The organism is Paenibacillus sp. FSL P2-0121 (assembly GCF_037975345.1).
GTDB classification, from domain to species: Bacteria; Bacillota; Bacilli; order Paenibacillales; family Paenibacillaceae; genus Paenibacillus_AQ; species Paenibacillus_AQ odorifer.
The window spans coordinates 1,873,676-1,891,926 of the sequence record NZ_CP150245.1 but is presented as its reverse complement, the minus strand read 5'-3'; the positions used below and the strand labels follow the sequence as shown (position 1 = coordinate 1,891,926).

Genomic DNA, 18,251 nt, shown 5'->3' with positions numbered 1-18,251 from the left:
ATTCAATCCTCCATTATTCACAAACCGAGTAGAAATGAAACCTCGACGAAAGCTCTGCCCATCCAAACCTGCCGATTTCTCTAAACGCCAAAAGGGCTCTGGAATGGTTCTACTGAACCTTCCCAAAGCCCTGGCTTCAAATTCCTACTTTTCAGTCTTAATTGCTAAAAGATTGTATAGAACCATTGCACTCTCAGCTCGAGTTGCTGAGCCTCCCGGAGCGAATTGCTGGTCACTTCGACCCTGGATAAGTCCAAGGGCTTGGGCAGCAATGATCGATTCACGGGCCCATGAGGCAGCCGCACGCAAGTCACCGAATTGGATTACAGGCTTTGGTTCCAACTTTTTCCCGCTGACATATTGGTAGGCTCGCATCACCATGACCGCCATCTCTTGGCGGGAAATAGGGGCTTCTGGAGCGAAGCGAGTCTCACTCACCCCATGGACTATCCCCGCCTCTACAGCCTGCGCCACTTCCTCCGCATACCACTCATCCGCAGATACATCCGCAAATGCTGTAGATGATTTCCCTTCAAGTCCTAGCAAGCGGATCAGCATAGCTGTAAATTCTGCACGGGTCACAGAGCGGTTCGGCTCGAAATTCCGAAGTCCGACTCCTTGAATCAGATGTTTGGCCGTTAGCTCTTGTACAACCGCCGCCGCCCAATGTCCAGAAGGAACATCGTCATACGATTTGTTGTATTCCAGCACGGCATATGTGCCTAAGTGTTCGGTGCGCAGAGCCACCTTGCCCTTCAGCCAGGAACCGCCCGCATACTCTATATTTCCGGAATCCGGAAAATAATAGCCGCCGAGCAAATTCCTTTTGGCCTCAGGGTAGGCGTTAAGCTCTAATGTAACTGGCTCAACAAATTGGTGAAGTATGCTTCTTATACCGTCACTAGCAACAATATACAGGTTAAAAAGAAGGAACTCTCCTGCCTGGTTTAGCACTGCACCAGATTTCTTCTCTGCGCTAGCTAGTATTCTCTGCGCCGCTTCCCCATTCACCTCAGAAGCCTCCAGAAAGATCTGGCTGCCGGCCAATTGCTCCGCAGGAATCAAACCCCGTAATTGTTGAAGCACCGCTGCCGGAAGGGTCACATTAAAGTTAGAAGCCTCTACCCGAAGCGGCTTCTGTTTGAGCATGTCTGCTGCCATCCCCGGCAATACTAGCATTCTCAATTTACCCTCGTAGACAATGGCTGCCGAAAGATCGTTCAACGAAGCTGCGTTTAGTTGCAGCCGCCCCGCCGTTACCTCCGGTACGGAAGGCACTTGTGGTTGCGGACTCGGAACAGTTGAAGTATTGTCTTCCGCTTGTAGAATCTGAAGCCTCAGACTGCTCTGCCGTCCTCCGTAACTTGCAGTAATCACAGTCATGCCCGGATCAAGTGCTTGCAGCTGCCCCGTTGCCGTTACTGTGGCTACCTTCCTGTTACTGCTCTCGTAGATCACACCCTCGGTTACCGTAAGGTGGCTATCATCACTATATACCGCCGTTGTGATCACCTTACCGCTCTGCCCTATTTCCAAGGATGTCGGACCGCTTAACAAAATAGAGACGAGCTCCGGCAGTTGTCCATACACCTTTAATAAATAGGAAGCGGTCATGTTGTCATATACGGATGAAATAACCGAAACGCCCGGTCCTTTAGCTTCAATATGGCCATCTTTGCCTATACTTGCGACGTTAGGATCGCTGCTCTCATAGACTATACCTTCGGTTACTATATAACGGCTGCCATCGCTGTACACTACCGAAGTAACCGCCGTTCCGGTCTCCCCGACAGCCAGGCTTTCCGGGCCGCTAATTGCCGTTGAGACTCTTTCTGTAGGCTCCATGACTGTCACCTGAAGCTGTCGGAAAGGCTCTACATTTCCAGCCTTATCCACCGAACGATAATCGATCCCGAAGGTTCCGGGGTTCTCGATATATACGCTCTGAGTAACCGTATTCCATGCACCACCATTGAGCCGGTATTCTGTCCGCTTGACTCCCCAGCCGACAGCTCCCCCATTGGATTGGTCGGTGACATCAAAAGTGATATTGACTTTGCCCTTATATGCGCCCCCTTCTCCTGTTTCTCCAAGTATGGTAGCCTTCGTGACTGGAGGTGTTGTATCTTTCGGCAAAATTTCCAGATACGCGGCATATTTGCCATTCTCATTCTTACGGCTTCTTATGTCTGTGGCGAGATTATAGCCTACCTGCCTAAGAGCCAGACTTATCACCGGATCGGAAGGGAACTCCGTGCCAACCCATGAGGTAATATCTAACTGCCGCCACTGCTCCGGTCCGGAAAAAGTCTGCAGCGCAGCTTGAGTACCGATTTTTGGAGCATTATTGTAATTTAGCGTTGCCTCCGTCCAATCATCATCTTGGACTCCAAATACACCGATATCGGACAAAGTGCCTGCCCCGTCATTTGTCTTTCCGAACACATTCAGCTTCACAGAACCAACTTCACCGAGAAATGGACTCAGATCGAATTTTAGATAAACCCTTCTGTCTGTGTCCCCGCTGCCATTTCTGATCTGCAAGTAATTGACCGAACTATAATTGACTGCAGCTTTCGATCCTCCATTGACATACGCATCTTCAGAAACATACAGCTTCGTTATTGCCGCTTCGTCTGGTTCCGAATCGGAAGGCTCAGAAGGCTCGGCATTCGGATCAATTCTGAACTTGACAACATGGCTTTTTCCTTTGGACCCGCTGGTATGAATTGCGAGTTCAATCCTCGGTGAGGTCTGCAGTACCGTTACGGTTGGATCTTTCATCAGCTCTTCCAGCGCGGTTCTGCCGACATCCACATTCACCACAGATTGAGACTGTGTCGGATCCGAAATGGCTATCGTCAGTTCATCTCCAGACTCCTTGATAATAATGGAGGCTGGATGATTGGCGCGCACGGATTCGATCATTCCCGGTACCCAGAAGTTCATAGCCGTAAGTCCCAGCTTCTGTTCCTTGACGGCTTGCACACTATCCGTGTTGGCTATAATTTCGATGTCAGGACTACTGCTGTAGCGCGCTGTCGCCGTTTCATCCTGATTCGGCAGAAGCACATACGAATACGATTGATTCACCGGATTCGTTCCTTGAGCAATCGACAGGCTGGCATAATTTCTCGTAATCGGCTCCGTTGATCCCCCTTGATTAATATCCTTCCATGCGCCAGTCCGAGACTCACGCAGACCGTCTATCGTTGGGGCATCAGGGAAATAATAACCGATTCCCGAGCCGGGAACATTGCCTTCCAGATGTGCCCAATGCACCTGATTCATTGACTCAGACCAACCCAGCGCGGATGGCTTGGCCTCTCCGTTGACCGTAAGTACATTGTCTCCGCTCGCCTTGAGCTTACGGTTATCTACGATGGTCTCCACCTTGCGGTTATCCGTGCTTGTAATGCCTGCCCCAAGTGCTACGATTTCATCATCGAACATGAACCAGGACTTTTTACCGGACAATGTGCTGTTATCCGGATCCAGATCCATGCCGGCCGCTCCATAAAGGCCGTCTATGGATGATCCTCCCACCCATGTTTTAGATGTAGTCTTGGCTGCACCGCGACTTGCCCCATCCGATGTAACCCCAGGCAGACGATAAGCGTTCACGGTCGGCCAGAATGCATCTGCATATTGATCCAGATCCTGATTATACAGATAGGTCATGCCTTCGCCTGTATACCAGCCCTTCAGATTCTCTGTGCCCGCTTCATAGTTGGCAATTCGGGCCGAAGACATGCTGATCCCAAAGGCATATCCAGGCCGATGGTGGACAATCCGGTCCATAGCCGAAAACTGCTTATGCACAGTAAGGTCTCCTGATGGCTGCACCTCTGGATCGTCCATAAGCTCCTGGAGCAGAACAATATCGGCTACTCTTAGACCGTCGTAATAACTTACTACCGTATCGGCTTCGAACCAATACTTCACCATCGATTTAAATCGGGCCGCTTGCTCCGGTGGCGCGGAAGAAGCCAGCCGCAAAATATGCGACCAAGGCACGAGCTGCCGGTTTCCCCGGGCTATCGATCTACCGAACACCATATCCATCATTAATTTTCTGTAGACAAGAGGTTCATAAGAATCCATTACCCAGTTGTATACATTCTTCATATTGGTGTCAGTCAGCGGCCAAGAGGACCCTGTCAGCAAAGTCATCATTTTCATCATATCGCCAAGCAATACAGCCCCATAACTGCCGGTATAAGCAATATTATTATGCTGGATAAAGGAGCCGTCCTCATAAAATCCGTCTCCGCGGGTCACATAGGGTAATACTTGGCTAACTGCATCCCGCCCTTGTTTGATCTTCGCGCTGTCACGATTATGAATGCCCCTCAAGACCACTGCCAGTGCTTTATCCAGCCGATTCGCGCCGGTTTCCATCAACGAGGGTTGATTGGTCCGTTTGGTTGGGTCCGGGCAGAATTTATCAATGGCTTTGGTATATTTGGTAATCTGATCGGCTGACAAATACTCGAACATTAAGGCCATCGTATCTCCCAATGCAAGCGGAATGCCGATCTCCCATTCGAACCAATTGCCTTTCTCCAGTTTGGTTTCGTTATACCAATTCGCGTATAGGAAATCTAAACCGTCCAGAATATCTGATTTCAACTGCATATTCTCGTACAATGGTGAGCCGGATGTTGAAAAAGCAATAGCCATATCCTTCAACCGGTTATAAGAGGCTGCCGTATCAAAAGCATCCGCTGTGCTGCCCGGCTTATCGCTCCATAAATAAGTACGGTTCATTTGCTTGTTCATCGTATCCCAGAATCCAGTTCGCTCCTGATTACTGATCTTATCGGATAAAGTCTTTATAGACTTGGCAATGTCCGGGTTATTCGGGTCGAAGGATTGCCCTCCGGTCAAATACTCCACCCATCTTCCACGAAGCTCGTCATATTCGTCTTTTGGAGTCTCTCCTTCAGTAATATTAAATTTCAATACATGCGTTGCCCCTATAGAATTCTTCACATCCACCGTTATAACTGTATTTCCCGAAGCTTGCACTACATCCGTCTTGCTATCTTTGCTGAGCAGTGTCAACCCCGGTATATCCAGTTCCAGGGACAATAGGTTTTGCGACTGAGTAGGATCAGACACCGAAACGACAAGCTCCTGATCGATCTGCCGAATCATCACGGAAGCTGGATTGAGTGCCTTGATGGAATCTACCGTTCCTGGATTCCAGAAATTAGCGGCGGTTATGCCCAGCTTCTTCTCTCTGACCGCATGCACATCCTCTGTATTGCGCAGCACTTCGATATCCGGGTTGCCACTGTAATCCTCAGTACCTGAAATGTCACGATTAGGCAACAGAACATAGGAGTATGAGCCATTCGTAGGCGTATCTCCATGCTCAACTGCCAGGCTTAAATAGTTGCGCGTAATGGGAACATCGGATTGAGTGGCATTAATCTCTTTCCAACTGCCGGTTCTGGCTTCACGTTGCGCCAGTATACTTGGAGCTTCAGGGAAATAGTAGCCCACGTCGGCACCTGGCACATTACCCTCCAGATGGGCCCATTGAACGTTCTTTAACGTCGCTGACCATCCGGACTGTGACGGTTCTACAGCTCCGTTGATTAGAAGTTTGTTGTTTCCCACTTCGTTAAGCATCCGGTTATCGATAATCGTCTCAACAGACTGCGGGCCGGCAGTTGATTTGGAAATTCCCGAACCAAGCGCCACAATCTCATCATCGAACATAAACCAGGATTTCTTGCCTTGCAAATCGCTACCGGTCACTTGGGAGAGTGAGAAATCCATACCTGCTGCACCGTATAGGCCTTCCAGCGACGATCCACCCACCCAGGTTTTCGGATTCATGTAACTTTTCCATTCCACAGGCACCATTCCCTGCCCCGATCCATCCGTTGTCGTGCCAGACAAGCGGTAGGAATTGACGGTAGGCCAGAAGTCATTGCGGTATTGGGTCAGATCCTGATTGTATAAATAGGTCATCCCAATCCCCGTATACCATCCTTTCAGGTTCTCGTTGTTCCCTTTCTCAAACGCCGAGATGCGATTCGAGAACAGACTCAAGCTGAAGCCGTAACCTTCGCGTAGATGAACCACCCGGTCCATGCCGGCGAATACCTGATTCTTAATGAGAGCTCCTCTTGGATTGATCTTCCCGTCATTCATCAGCTTTTTCACAATCGTTATATCGGCAAGCGACAACCCTTCATAATAATTGCCGGATGTCATATTCGCTGAAATCCATTCTTTCGCCGCTTGCTTAATAGATACTGCAATATTCTCCGGAGCAGTTTCAGCCATCCGCAGCAAGGTGACAATTAACCCTCTTGCGCTGCCGCTTCCTTTTCTAGATATACCTCTGCCATTTACCGAATCCATAAAATGACCGTTGTAGATCACCGGCTCGTAAGTCTGAGCCACCCATTCGTAAATGTTCAGAACATTCGGGTCCGTTATTGGCCATGGAGAATCGGTCAGCAGATAAGACATGTCCGCCGTCCCTTTGAGCCAGACCGAACCATATCCTCCCGTATAGGCAATATTATTATGCTGAACGAGGGAACCATCCTTATACACACCGTCACCATGAGTCGTGTACACATACTCGGAGCCAATGGAATCACGGCCCTGAATGATCTTTGCACTGTTGTTGCCAATCACGCCTCTTACCGTGACCACAAGCGCTTTATCTAGTAGATTTGCTCCCGTCATCTTCGTGCCCTTAACGCCAAGAACCGACCCTACTTTGGGGTCTGGACAGAAGGCATCAATAGCCGCAAGATACTGATTGATTTGCTGCGGTGTTAGATAGTCATACATGAGCACCATAAGATCATTCACAATCTGCGGCGTGCCAATCTCCCAGTCCCACCAGTTCCCATAAGCGCTTTTGCTCGGATTATAGCGGTTTGTATACATCCAATTGATTGCGCTTACAATATCGTTCGCCAAAGCGCTGTTGCCGTAAAGCTCCGATCCCTCCACAGAATAGGCCAATGCCATAGTCTTCAAGCGATTGTAAGCGCTTGTAATAAACTGCGAATCTGTAGTGCTCGCGGTATCACTCCACAAGGAAGTGCGGCCGGAGGATTTATCCATACTCTCCCAAAGTGCAGCAGCCGATGCAGCCTGAGCGCTAATACTAGCAGCTATATCAGGATCACTCCCATCGTATTGACCACCACTTAATCGGTCGTACCATTTCAGCCTCAGTTTATTGTAGGCCTGTATCGTGTCGGGAGCTTCGACAGTAACCAGACATTCAGCTGCAAGGCTACCATCCGGTGTGGCGATCTTGATGGTCGAAGAACCGATCCCCGTACCCATTACATTACCAAGTGCGTCCACAGTCGCAGCTTCTGGATTGCTCGAAGTCCACACTACCGTTTTATCCACCGCCGTTATAGGGGATAAAGTCGGCAGAAGTGCAACCGTGTCCCCTTTGACCATAGAAAAGGCCGTACGGTCTAGCGCAATTCCTGTAAGACCCGCATATTCCTCCAATGCGATATCATCTATCCATAGCTTTCCTTTTCCAGTCTCCAAAAAAGGCTCGATGACTAGCTTCGTCGCGTTAGCCGGCATAGTTAGAAGTACTTGCTGCATACTCCAGTCCTGTGTGCCTGTTATTTTGGGAGAGGAAGGTCCATCTCCCACTTTGGCAGTATTGTAATACTGTGTTCTAAAGTAGGCTCCCTGTCCAGTGACGTTGTCCGTCTTTAGCCAGACTTTAAGTCTGTAGGATTTACCGGGGATAACCGAAGTTACCCCCTGATTGATGGAAATCCTGCTTGTGGCAAAGGCATCGAACAGCATGGACCGGGTTCCTTCATGCGCAGTGCCAGCGTCTATCTTGATATTCGCTGTTTTATTCGTGCCTTTCCCGCTACCTGTAGGGACCCATAAGCTCCAGCCCACCGGAGCAGCGTCTGTAACCCCTGTCCAGGTTGAGTCAAGGGCTGTCGTTGTATTCTCAAAGCTTCCGTTAAGCATAAGATTTGATGCAGCCGCAGATGCCCTGCTATGCGAGGGATAAAGAACTCCCCCACAGGAAGAAAAAAGATCAACAATGAGAACTAATACTAAAAATAGACTTGGTTTACGCATTTGTTCACCCCAATCTTAGAATTGGTTAAAGCTAAAGGCATCTACAAGTTATCATCCTGCACAAAATTCAACACGGCGTCATCGACGGCCGAAGTTCTTCCCAGATCAGGAAGGTTCACAAGCTCAATCTCGCAAGTCTCCGCATGGCCATGCAGCTCCAAAAGAACCAGCTCATTGCACCCCTTGCGCAAGAGTGGACCAGGGATATATAGCGCCCGCTGCGGTCCAACGTTCCAGTAACGGCCCAGATTAAATCCGTTAATCCAGGCGACCCCTTTATTCCATCCATCGAATCGTAGAAAGGTATCGCCAATCTCCTCCGCCTCGAAGCTCCCCCGGTAGAATCCGGGCAGACCCGAAAGGGGCGCAGCTTGCTGCTTCTCCACCGGATGCTTCTTGTACGCTAGTGAAGCCAGCTGTTCCTGTTCCAACGGCAAAGTACGAATCGTCCAGTTATATTGCAGCTGGTTATCAATCCGAACCCCGTCCAGAATCCCTTTCGGATCGCGAATGAGCGGCCCGTAATTGATTCGTCCCATGTTCTCGACGAGGATATCCAGCTGCGCTCCCCCAGCGGGGATGGAAAGTTCCAGTGGCAGCGGATTCCAGCGCTCAATCACCCCAAGCACCTGTCCATCCAGGAAGACCTGGGCCCGATCGCGCACGCCCTCGATGTAAAGCTTCTGTCTGGACCGCGGTCCCTGCACAAAAGTGCTGTACAATATAAAACCATAGGATTGTCCGAGCTTCTCCATCGGCTGTACACACACGCTGTTCACCGTCTCTGATAACTTCTCCAGATTGGAAGCCGTGAATAGTTCCGCTCTTTCCGTCAAAGCGACTTTCCCGTAAGAAATCTTCGGAATCGGCTCAGGGAGTGGACAAGTCGGGGCAAATCCATGGTTGCTGAGTACCGACCGGACAGCTTCAAATTTCGCCGTCGTATCTCCCCATTCCGTGAGCGGGGCATCATAGTCATAGCTTGTAGTCGTTGGCTCGTAGGTGACGATATGATTCGCACCATTATAGAAACCAAAATTGGTTCCACCATGGAACATGTACATATTAAATGAGGAGCCCTGGGTCAGAATCTCATCCAGAACACCTGCTACATCCCCGGCATCGCGTACATGATGATCCTCCATCCAGTGATCAAACCAGCCGTTCCAGTATTCCATCACCATAAGCGGCTCTTCAGAGCGGTATTCCCGATATTTGCGGAAGGATTCCTCTGTACTGGAGCCGAAATTGACTGTCGCATGCACATCCTCCAGTGTTCCGCCGAGCAACATCTCATCAGTTGGCCCGTCGGAAGTAAAGAGCAGCACATCGATCCCTCTGTTGACCAGTCCATCACGCATATAGCCCAGGTAGCCACTGTCATTACCATAGCTGCCATATTCATTTTCTACCTGAACGGCCAGAATTGGTCCGCCATGTGTGGAGAGCAGCGGAACCAGCAGAGGAATTAGCTCATCGTAATAACGGTCTACCTTGCTTAAATAAAGAGGGTCACAGCAGCGAAGCTGGAGTTCCCCGTAAGCTAGCAACCAGCCCGGCAGGCCTCCGAACTCCCACTCCGCACAGATGAATGGACTCGGTCTGACAATAACATGAAGCCCAAGCTCCCCAGCCAGCTCGATAAAAGATACCACATCGGCCATGCCATCAAATACGAACTCCCCTTCTTTAGGTTCATGTATATTCCAGGCGATGTAGGTCTCCACGGTATTGAATCCGCAGGCTTTCAATTTCAGCAGCCGGTCTTTCCAATATTCAGGCACAACCCGAAAATAATGAATGGCTCCCGATACGATACGATAAGGCTGTCCGTCCAGCAAATAGTGTCCGTCGTTCCAGGTGAGCAGGCTCATTATCGACAACCTCCTTTATTAATATTTATTCTAACGATTCCCCGCAGTGGTAGACGGCAAGCCGTCTGATCTTGGGGCTTGCGGCAGCTTCTGACACCCGTAAGCGGATTTTCTCTGCAACAACCGGAGGGAAGGCGTCGATTTTCTTATGGCCAATCGAACTGCCACGCTTCAACTCCAGCCACGCTCCGTTGCTGTACGCTTCCAGCATATATCCTTCTACTCTTTCGCCGTAAGCGATATCCTCCATAATCTCGACATGATCAATTACAGTAGCTGCTGGCAATTCCAGTTCAACAATATCTCCAGTACCTGCTGTTACCGCCAGAGCCTTGTCAAATCTGCGTCTTATCTCCTTGCCGAATTCCAGCAGCCGCTGCACATCAGCCTCCGGAAACAGCCCGCGGTTGTCAGGGGCTACATTGAGCAGCAAAGTTGCCCCATGTCCAACCGAACGATAATAAATATCCATTAGCTGCTCCAGAGACAGCAGCAGATGCTCCTCCTCAGGATGCCAGAACCAGCGGTCTTTACGGATGGGCACATCGCATTCCGCAGGCACCCAGCTCGGCGTTCCGGGAAGCCAGTTCAATGAAGCTTCACTGAACATGCTACCCCGCGCAGAATTCGCAGTGTTCCAGCATGGATAAGGAGCAACGCCATCCTCATTGCCAACCCAGCGGATCGTTGGTGCCCCCATATTAAACACCATGGCGCCTGGCTGATGGCGCTTGATCAGATCCATAATCCGCTGCCAATCGTAATTGCGGCCCTCCGACCCTGCGCCGTCGAACCAAATTTCCGTAAGCGGACCATAGCCCGTAAGCAATTCCTGCAATTGCAGGGCATAGAAATCATCGTACGCTTGCGGATCTGCATAACAGGGCTCATGTCTGTCCCACGGAGACAAATAAATGCCGAAGCCAACTCCAAGTTCACGGCAAGCCTCCGCGCATTCCTTGACGACATCGCCGCGCCCTTCTTTCCATGGGCTAGAAGCCACAGAATAAGTACTTGTCGCAGTCGGCCACAAGCAGAAGCCATCATGATGTTTAGCTGTCAGTATAAAATAACGGAATCCAGCTTCTTTGGCTGTACTAACCCATTGGTGGGCATCCAAATGAAGCGGATTGAAGACCGCAGGTGAATCATTGCCTTCTCCCCACTCCTGATCGCAAAACGTATTGATGCCAAAATGGCAAAACATCCCCAGCTCCAGGTCCTGCCACTCCAGCTGTTCCCTAGAAGGCAGCGCCAGTTGCTCTTCCGGCTTGTTCTGTGAAAATCTGCTTTCCATCATTTCTACACTCTCCCATATGTTTGTGTAGGCCCAATATATAAATAAGGCTTTGGAAAGCCAGTTGATGACCTTCCAAAGCCCCGTCCACAACTTGTGATACTTGCTTATTCCCTATTTATTTGATAACACCTTTTTCGTTGATAATTTTTGTTGCTTCATCAACCATCCATTGCTGCACCTTATCAATCGATTCATTTCCAAGCATAAATCTGCTGAAGCCGTCATCGATTATTTTGGTCAATTCGGACGTTGCCGTCGTCATCACCTGTGCACCATCAAGGAACTGGATTGCACTGTCAAAGAGTGTATATTTGAGTGAATCCATATCATACATATCCTCTTTGCCAGCTACCAGCTTGGTCAGCAAGGCTTCATTATCCGCTTTTTTATAACCGGAGAATTCCAGTCTGTTATCACTAACAGCCGTTGACATAAATCTCATCAGTTGGAAAGACGCCTCTTTGTTCTTCGAAGTAGCGCCCATCGCCAGCATATTGCCGCTGGTGAAGTATTTGCCCTCGTATTCTTTTGGTTCCGATCCTGCCGGAGGCACCGGTACCGGAGCAAAAGCTGTCTTGAAATCATGCGGATACTGCTCAGTATTGCCCGGATCAGCAATCGTCCAGTTACCAGCCAGAATCATAGCGGCTTCTTCATTAAAGAATTCCGTGCGGTAATTGAGCTTAGCCGCTAAAGCATCTGCATAAGTTTTCGCAGATTTATCAGCAGACTCCATATCTTTGCGCAGCTGGAAGAAGTATTTATAGGTTGGATCCGCGAAAATGGTCGTCCCGTCATCATACACGAATGGATCTTTCATCATCGTTTGGGCCGGTGCGTTCATATACAACTCCCAGGTGTGGAAGTATGTGCCGTAACGTTTGTCTACACCTTCACCTTTGGTCAGTTTTTTAGCATAGTCGCGGTAGTCATCCCATGTCCAGCCAAAAGTAGGTACAGGCAGCCCAGCTTCATCCAGTGCATCTTTGTTCAGCATTACATAGTTGCTGCTCTTGGTATATTGCATCCCATAATAGTTGTTGTCTACCTTAGCATTCACATAATATTCATCCTCAGGAACGAGGTTATCCTTCTCATAGAATTCATTCAGCGGGGCAAGTGCTCCCCGGGTCGCCCGTTCAAGTACGCCTCCAAGGCTTGGTACCTGAACAACGTCAATCGCTTCGCCGGATGAAATCAGGAAGTCGAGTTTCTTCAGCATCTCCACAGAATCACCGGGAACGAGTGTCACATGCTCTACCTTGATATTTGGGTTCTGATCCATAAATTCCTGCAGCATGGCATCCGTGCCTGCTGATTGGGCTTCATTGTCCCAGTTGTAATATTTGATGGCGACTTGCTTGTCCACCTTGGTGTTCCCGGTATTCGTACTGGCTTCAGCACCGCCATTCTTCTCTGAATTTCCGGAATTTCCACAGGCGCTTAACGTTAAGGAAACCGCCAGCATGGAGCCTAGTACAACGGATAATCTTTTTTTGCCCTTTGTTTTCATTTTACTTCCCCCCGCACTGAAATTTAAGTATAGTGCCTTGTTCATTTCTTATTATAGGCACCCGCTGTACAGGCCAAGTGCACAATTTTGCTGTAGTAGGATCACATTTTTGACTTTTACCCTCTTTTGCAGACTCGCAAGTCAGCCCTTTACGCCTCCCAAGGAGATTCCGTTAATGACTTGCTTTTGCAGGGCAATGAACACGATGACCAATGGGATGATCGCCGAAACGGCTGCCGTCATCATAATCGCATAGTTGTTCGAATAATCGTCCCGGAACAGTGTCATACCGAGTGGGATAGTGTACAGATTCTTGTTTAGCAAGAAGATCAGCGGATTCTGGTAGTCATTCCAGGTCCAGATAAATTTAATGATCGCCACGGTAGCGAGCACCGGCTTGCAGAGCGGAACAATGATAGACCAGAATATCCGCAAATGGCCTGCACCATCAATTCGCGCCGCTTCAATATATTCGTCGCTGATACCAATCATAAATTGCCGCAGCAAGAACGTGAAGTAAATGGAGAACATACTCATTAATACGATAGCAGCATGAGTATCATAGAGGCCGAACCAACGAATCAGCAGAAAACGCGGAATCAGCGTGGCCTGGTCAGGAATAATCATGAATGACAGCAGCGCCAGAAAGACCATATTCCGTCCTTTAAACTTGATTTTGGTCAAGGCATACGCCGACATAGATGAAATGATCAGTGTGATGCAGGTTGTAATAATCGCAACTTTAAAGGAGTTTAAATAGAAATGGGAGAAAGGTACCCGTCCCATCCAAACCATCTTGAAATTATACGCTACATTGATCTTCTCGGGAATCCATTGGATCGGGAAGCGCATTACATCTTTTTCATATTTGAAGGCTGCGGAAATCATCCAGATCAGCGGAATAAGAAATACAATGGACAAAGCCCCCATGATGCAGGTAGTGATCACTCTGGACATATTTTTTCTAATCAGTTGCATGTTAATCTCCCCCCTTTATTCTTCATTTCTCATTTTCCAAGTGGCTGCGGTAATCAAGCCGATGACAGCGAATAGCAGCCAGGAAATTGCAGAAGCGTAGCCCATGTTGTAGTATTTGAACCCTTCCTCATAGATCCTGAACACAAGCACGGTAGAAGAATTATTCGGGCCACCTTCGGTCAAAAAGGCGATGATGTCGAACACCTTAAACGAGCCAATCAGCATGGTAATAAGCAGGAAAAATGTGGTCGGACGCAGCATCGGAACTGTGATGGCAAAGAATTTTTTCAACGCGCTGGCGCCATCTATTTCGGCGGCTTCGTAGATTTCATCGGAAATATTCGTCAAGCCAGCCATATAGATAATTATGGTGTACCCAAGACTCGCCCAAGAACTGATAATAGCAATGGATAACAGTGAGGTCTTTGGATCAACTAGCCATTTCGGAGGGCTGGAAATTCCAAACTCCATCAGCAACTGATTGATCGGTCCAAGAGACGGATGGAACAATGCACTCCATACGGCAGCTATCGCAATAATCGAAGAAATATAAGGAATAAAGAAAGCCACTTTAAAATAATTTTTGAGGAACACACTGTTTTGAATCAATGCCGCGAGCACCAGCGCAATCGCAATCGGGATCGGCACGGTCATAATCATATAAAAAGCATTGTTCTTCAAAGCTTGAATGATACTCGGATCATGGAACATTTTGATATAGTTATCCAATCCGATGAACTCGATTCCTTTGACTCCCGACAATAGATCCCATTTCGAGAAGCTCAAATAAAGTGAGAATCCAAGCGCAAATACATTAAGAAAAAGCATCCCGACAATTTCCGGTGCCAAAAACAGCCACCCGGTTAAAGCCTCTTTCCGTTGCGGAGTCCAGAATTTCCGCTTCTCTTGCAGAATTTTTGGCACAGGTTGTTTTGCAGCCTCCACGTTGTATCACCTCGACAATTTGATTTGTCATTATAGTAATACATCCGCCTTCCGCAAGAAGGAGTGATTATGACCCGGAATGTGCAAGATTTTGACCTTTGTACGCCGACAACAAAAAACCGCCCTAGAGGGGCGGCGAGTCTGTTCATATCATTAACAATTGTGCTTCTCAGCGTACCGAATGTTTGGATTTATATTCGCTTGGCGTTGTTCCTACATATTTTTTGAACACTTTTGAAAAATAGGTTCTGTCCGAATATCCCAGGCCGACGGCCAGCGATTCCAGGTTCTGGCTGGAGATTTTCAGCATTTTGGTAGCGACCTTCATCTTGTGCTGATGCACATAGTCCGTAAAGGTCAGGCCAGTCATGCGCTTGAAATAACGCGAAAAATAGCTTGGATCCAGAAACAGATAACGTGCCATATCAATTGAAGTGATATTATCGCCTAGATGCTGGTCGATATACTGCTGGATAAGCTGCAGCTTGGGCTCCTGCGGAGAAGTTCCTGCCACCTGCTGCTTGCTGCCTGTAATCTGTACAAGCTTTCTCTCCACCAGTTCCATCGTATCTTCAAGTGTGCGGGTCTGCACGAGATAGACGAACAGATCCTCATCGAACATCAGGCTCGTAAACATTAACTCGATGCCGCGGAGCATAAAGGATAAATCCCGGGCGAAATCGCCAGGATGAATAGACATAACTTTTGCAGTCCTAGCGATTTCCTGTAGAGTGCCACGGATGGCTTCAAGGTCTTTTTTAATCACGGCCCGTTCCATCTGCGGGATATAGCTGTCCAGAAATCCTTGGGGTGCAGGCTGGAAACGTGGAGAAGCGATTTGCAAAGTATCCAGAACCGTGTAATCCGCACTTGCATAGAACTCGCATTTGTCCTGAACAATCTGCCGATGGATCTGGCCAATCGCCTGTAGCTCCATTTTCTCTGTGACGGCAATAATGCCCGGTTGAATCTTAAGAAGATGGGAGCATTCAGAACACAGCCGCTGTAAATAATCGTGAAAATGAAGACTGGCATTCTGCGCCAGATTCACACGGTAATTATATAAAATCACAATATTCTTTTGCTCCAAGAAAGGCGTAACCCCTTCACACGTTTCGGACAATTCCAAGGCTATATTGTAAATAGCATATAAAATAAGTGGATACTCACTCTGCTTGTATCGCTTGTCAAAACTGGAAAAATGAATACTGACCGTGCCCAGCATAAACCACGGATACGTCCAGGATATGCCGATTTGCGCCGCATAGGCCAGTGTGGTTTCAGGCGGAGCACCGCCAATCACCCTTTGCAGCAGGTTCTGCCGGAAGAGCTGGCTGTTGTAGCCTGTCTCCCCATGGCTGATCAACCCGATCTTCGACTTAAGCAAGTGTACGGACTTGGCAAGGCTTTTCTCCAGTTGCTCTTCTGTAAGCTGGTCCTTGATTAAATAATCATCCACTTTCAGCTTTACCGCTTGCTGAGCATAATGGAAATCCTCATGACAGGTCAGGAAAATAATTCTGACCTCCGGCTTCATGCGGGTGAAGCAATCGGCTAGCTCAATCCCGTTCTTTTGCGGCAAACCAATATCCGTGATCACAATGTCAGGCTGCACTTCCTCAAACATTAATAACGCCTTGGCACTGGAATAGGTGCTGCCGACAATCTGCAAGCTATGTGCCTCCCAGTCAATCATCTGCTGAAGCACTTTGAGCATAGGAACATCATCGTCTATGAGCATCACTTTATACATCAATATCCCTCTCTCTCTGACAGATTAACCTGATGATTGCCTTGCGGCAAATACAGAGAAACGGACACCCCACCCTGCGGCAGATTATGCAGCGACAAGCGGGTATCCTGACCATAGGTCAGCCTCAGCCTTTGAACCACGTTCATTAACCCGACCCTTTGATAAGCTTCATCCTGTTCATCGTCCTTATACAGTAACCTGCGGTTCAGGCCCGCCAGAACTTCAGCCCCTGCACCGCAGCCATTATCTTCAACTTCAATCATGATCCCATCAGGGACCGTTCGCGAGCGAACGACAATACGCGGTGCCGGGTGGTCAACCAATCCGTGGACGATTGCATTTTCTACAAGGGGCTGCAAAATTAGCTTAGGGACGATGAGCTTCTCTGTATCCTTTTCCAGATCGACCTCCAGTTCAAGAGGGATTTCGTTACGGATCTTCATAATATCGATATAATGGCCAAGCAGTTTGCATTCTTCCTGCAAGGTAGCCGGTTCATTGACCTTCAAATAAGCCCGGAGCAGACTCATTAATGAATCGATGATCCCGCTATGCAGCTTATCTTTGGCCAAAATAAGGCTACATTTAATCGAATTCAACGTGTTGATCAAAAAATGGGGGCGAATCTGCATAAACAGCGCCTCCAGCTCCATCACCCGCTTCTGTTCCTGCTCCAGCTCGATGTCGTGAATCAGTCCTTGCAGCTGGTCCAGCATAGTATTCAACGTCTGCCCCAGCTCAGCGATTTCATCCTTGCCCTTGACCTCCAGCCTGACATCAAGATTCCCCATCCCGAACTGGCGCACAACGCGCTGCAGCTTCATGATCGGACTATGCAATCTTTTGGCAATCAGCATGGAGGTAGCCGAAAAGACAATAAATAAGAGGAGTACCAAGCCAATGCCACTATAAAACGTCCGCGAGATCTGGCCCGACCATTCTTTCTCCGAAGCTTCATAGATCAGCTGCCAATTGGATTTGTCGATAGCTCTGGCTGTACGAACGCTTCCTCTCGCTTCCTTGCCTTCTGGAGCCAATTCTGAGTTCCCAGCGATCAAGCCTCCTCCAGAATCAAATAATGCAACCTTGCCAAATTCGACGGGTCCGAGCAATTTATTGAAATAGGATTCAGGAATTGAGATCAGCAGCACGGACACCTGCCGTTTCTCCCGGCTGTCATAGATTACTCTGGCAATATAATAGCTGCTGCTTTTACCGGAACCGCTGTCAGCCATCCCAAGCCATTGCAAGGTCTCCGGTTCGTGGATATTGACACGGCTCATCAGCTTGTCCAGGTTAGCATTGATTACAGATAAATTCTCCGTCCCAGAGGAGATCACAAAGTGTTTCCGGTTGACCAAATACATGCGAATATTATTATTCAACGGCTTAGAGTTAATGAGCGAAAACACATCTTGAATTTGCGTAAAATGTACGTAATCCTGATAGCTATTTAGCCGCTCAGTATCCGCAAATGACTTCAGATTAGCGCGGAAATTGGTATCGTTTACAATAAAATGGGAAGCGAACGTCACATCATCAATAGTTTTGTTTAGTTCGTCAATCATAACGTTCAGGAAGTTATCGTTGCTGAGCTGCAGCTTCTCTACCATCGTATCCCGGATGAGCACGAAGGAGATGATCGATACTGCAATCAGCGGGATAAAAATCAGCAAAAGAAATGAAACCTGGATACGTCTATAGTAAGTGAATTTGAACATGTTTTCTCCGCGCCTCTCTCATGCTCTTTTCTTTTATTCTATCAGCCCGTTGTCCAGT

8 protein-coding genes are annotated in these 18,251 nt (G+C 48.4%); all 8 read right to left on the bottom strand.

Annotated features, from left to right (window positions below; translation table 11 throughout):
- Positions 1-144 precede the first annotated feature (144 nt).
- Positions 145-7,995 (bottom strand): polysaccharide lyase family 8 super-sandwich domain-containing protein, encoded by a 7,851-nt coding sequence (locus MKY54_RS08315; protein ID WP_339190177.1) that lies wholly within the window; start codon positions 7,993-7,995, stop codon positions 145-147.
- 155 nt (positions 7,996-8,150) lie between these two features.
- Complete coding sequence (locus tag MKY54_RS08310; RefSeq protein WP_339190176.1) at positions 8,151-9,983, bottom strand: beta-galactosidase family protein; 1,833 nt, start codon at positions 9,981-9,983, stop codon at positions 8,151-8,153.
- A gap of 25 nt (positions 9,984-10,008) precedes the next feature.
- Positions 10,009-11,283, bottom strand: a complete 1,275-nt coding sequence (locus MKY54_RS08305; protein ID WP_339190174.1) for an alpha-L-fucosidase — start codon at positions 11,281-11,283, stop codon at positions 10,009-10,011.
- 115 nt (positions 11,284-11,398) lie between these two features.
- Positions 11,399-12,796 carry an extracellular solute-binding protein gene (locus MKY54_RS08300; protein ID WP_076192894.1) on the bottom strand — a complete coding sequence of 466 codons (1,398 nt, stop codon included), beginning with the start codon at positions 12,794-12,796 and terminating at the stop codon, positions 11,399-11,401.
- A gap of 141 nt (positions 12,797-12,937) precedes the next feature.
- Positions 12,938-13,774, bottom strand: coding sequence for a carbohydrate ABC transporter permease (locus tag MKY54_RS08295; RefSeq protein ID WP_036675652.1), 837 nt, complete (start codon positions 13,772-13,774; stop codon positions 12,938-12,940).
- Between the two features lie 15 nt (positions 13,775-13,789).
- Positions 13,790-14,719, bottom strand: a complete 930-nt coding sequence (locus MKY54_RS08290) for a sugar ABC transporter permease (RefSeq protein ID WP_051490863.1) — start codon at positions 14,717-14,719, stop codon at positions 13,790-13,792.
- A gap of 169 nt (positions 14,720-14,888) precedes the next feature.
- The gene (locus MKY54_RS08285) at positions 14,889-16,472 is read right to left on the bottom strand and encodes a response regulator (RefSeq protein WP_076279771.1); all 1,584 of its coding nucleotides are present in this window, start codon (positions 16,470-16,472) and stop codon (positions 14,889-14,891) included.
- Positions 16,472-18,193, bottom strand: coding sequence for a histidine kinase (locus tag MKY54_RS08280; protein WP_076281121.1), 1,722 nt, complete (start codon positions 18,191-18,193; stop codon positions 16,472-16,474). Before MKY54_RS08280 ends, MKY54_RS08285 begins: the two co-directional genes overlap by 1 nt.
- Positions 18,194-18,251: the final 58 nt, after the last annotated feature.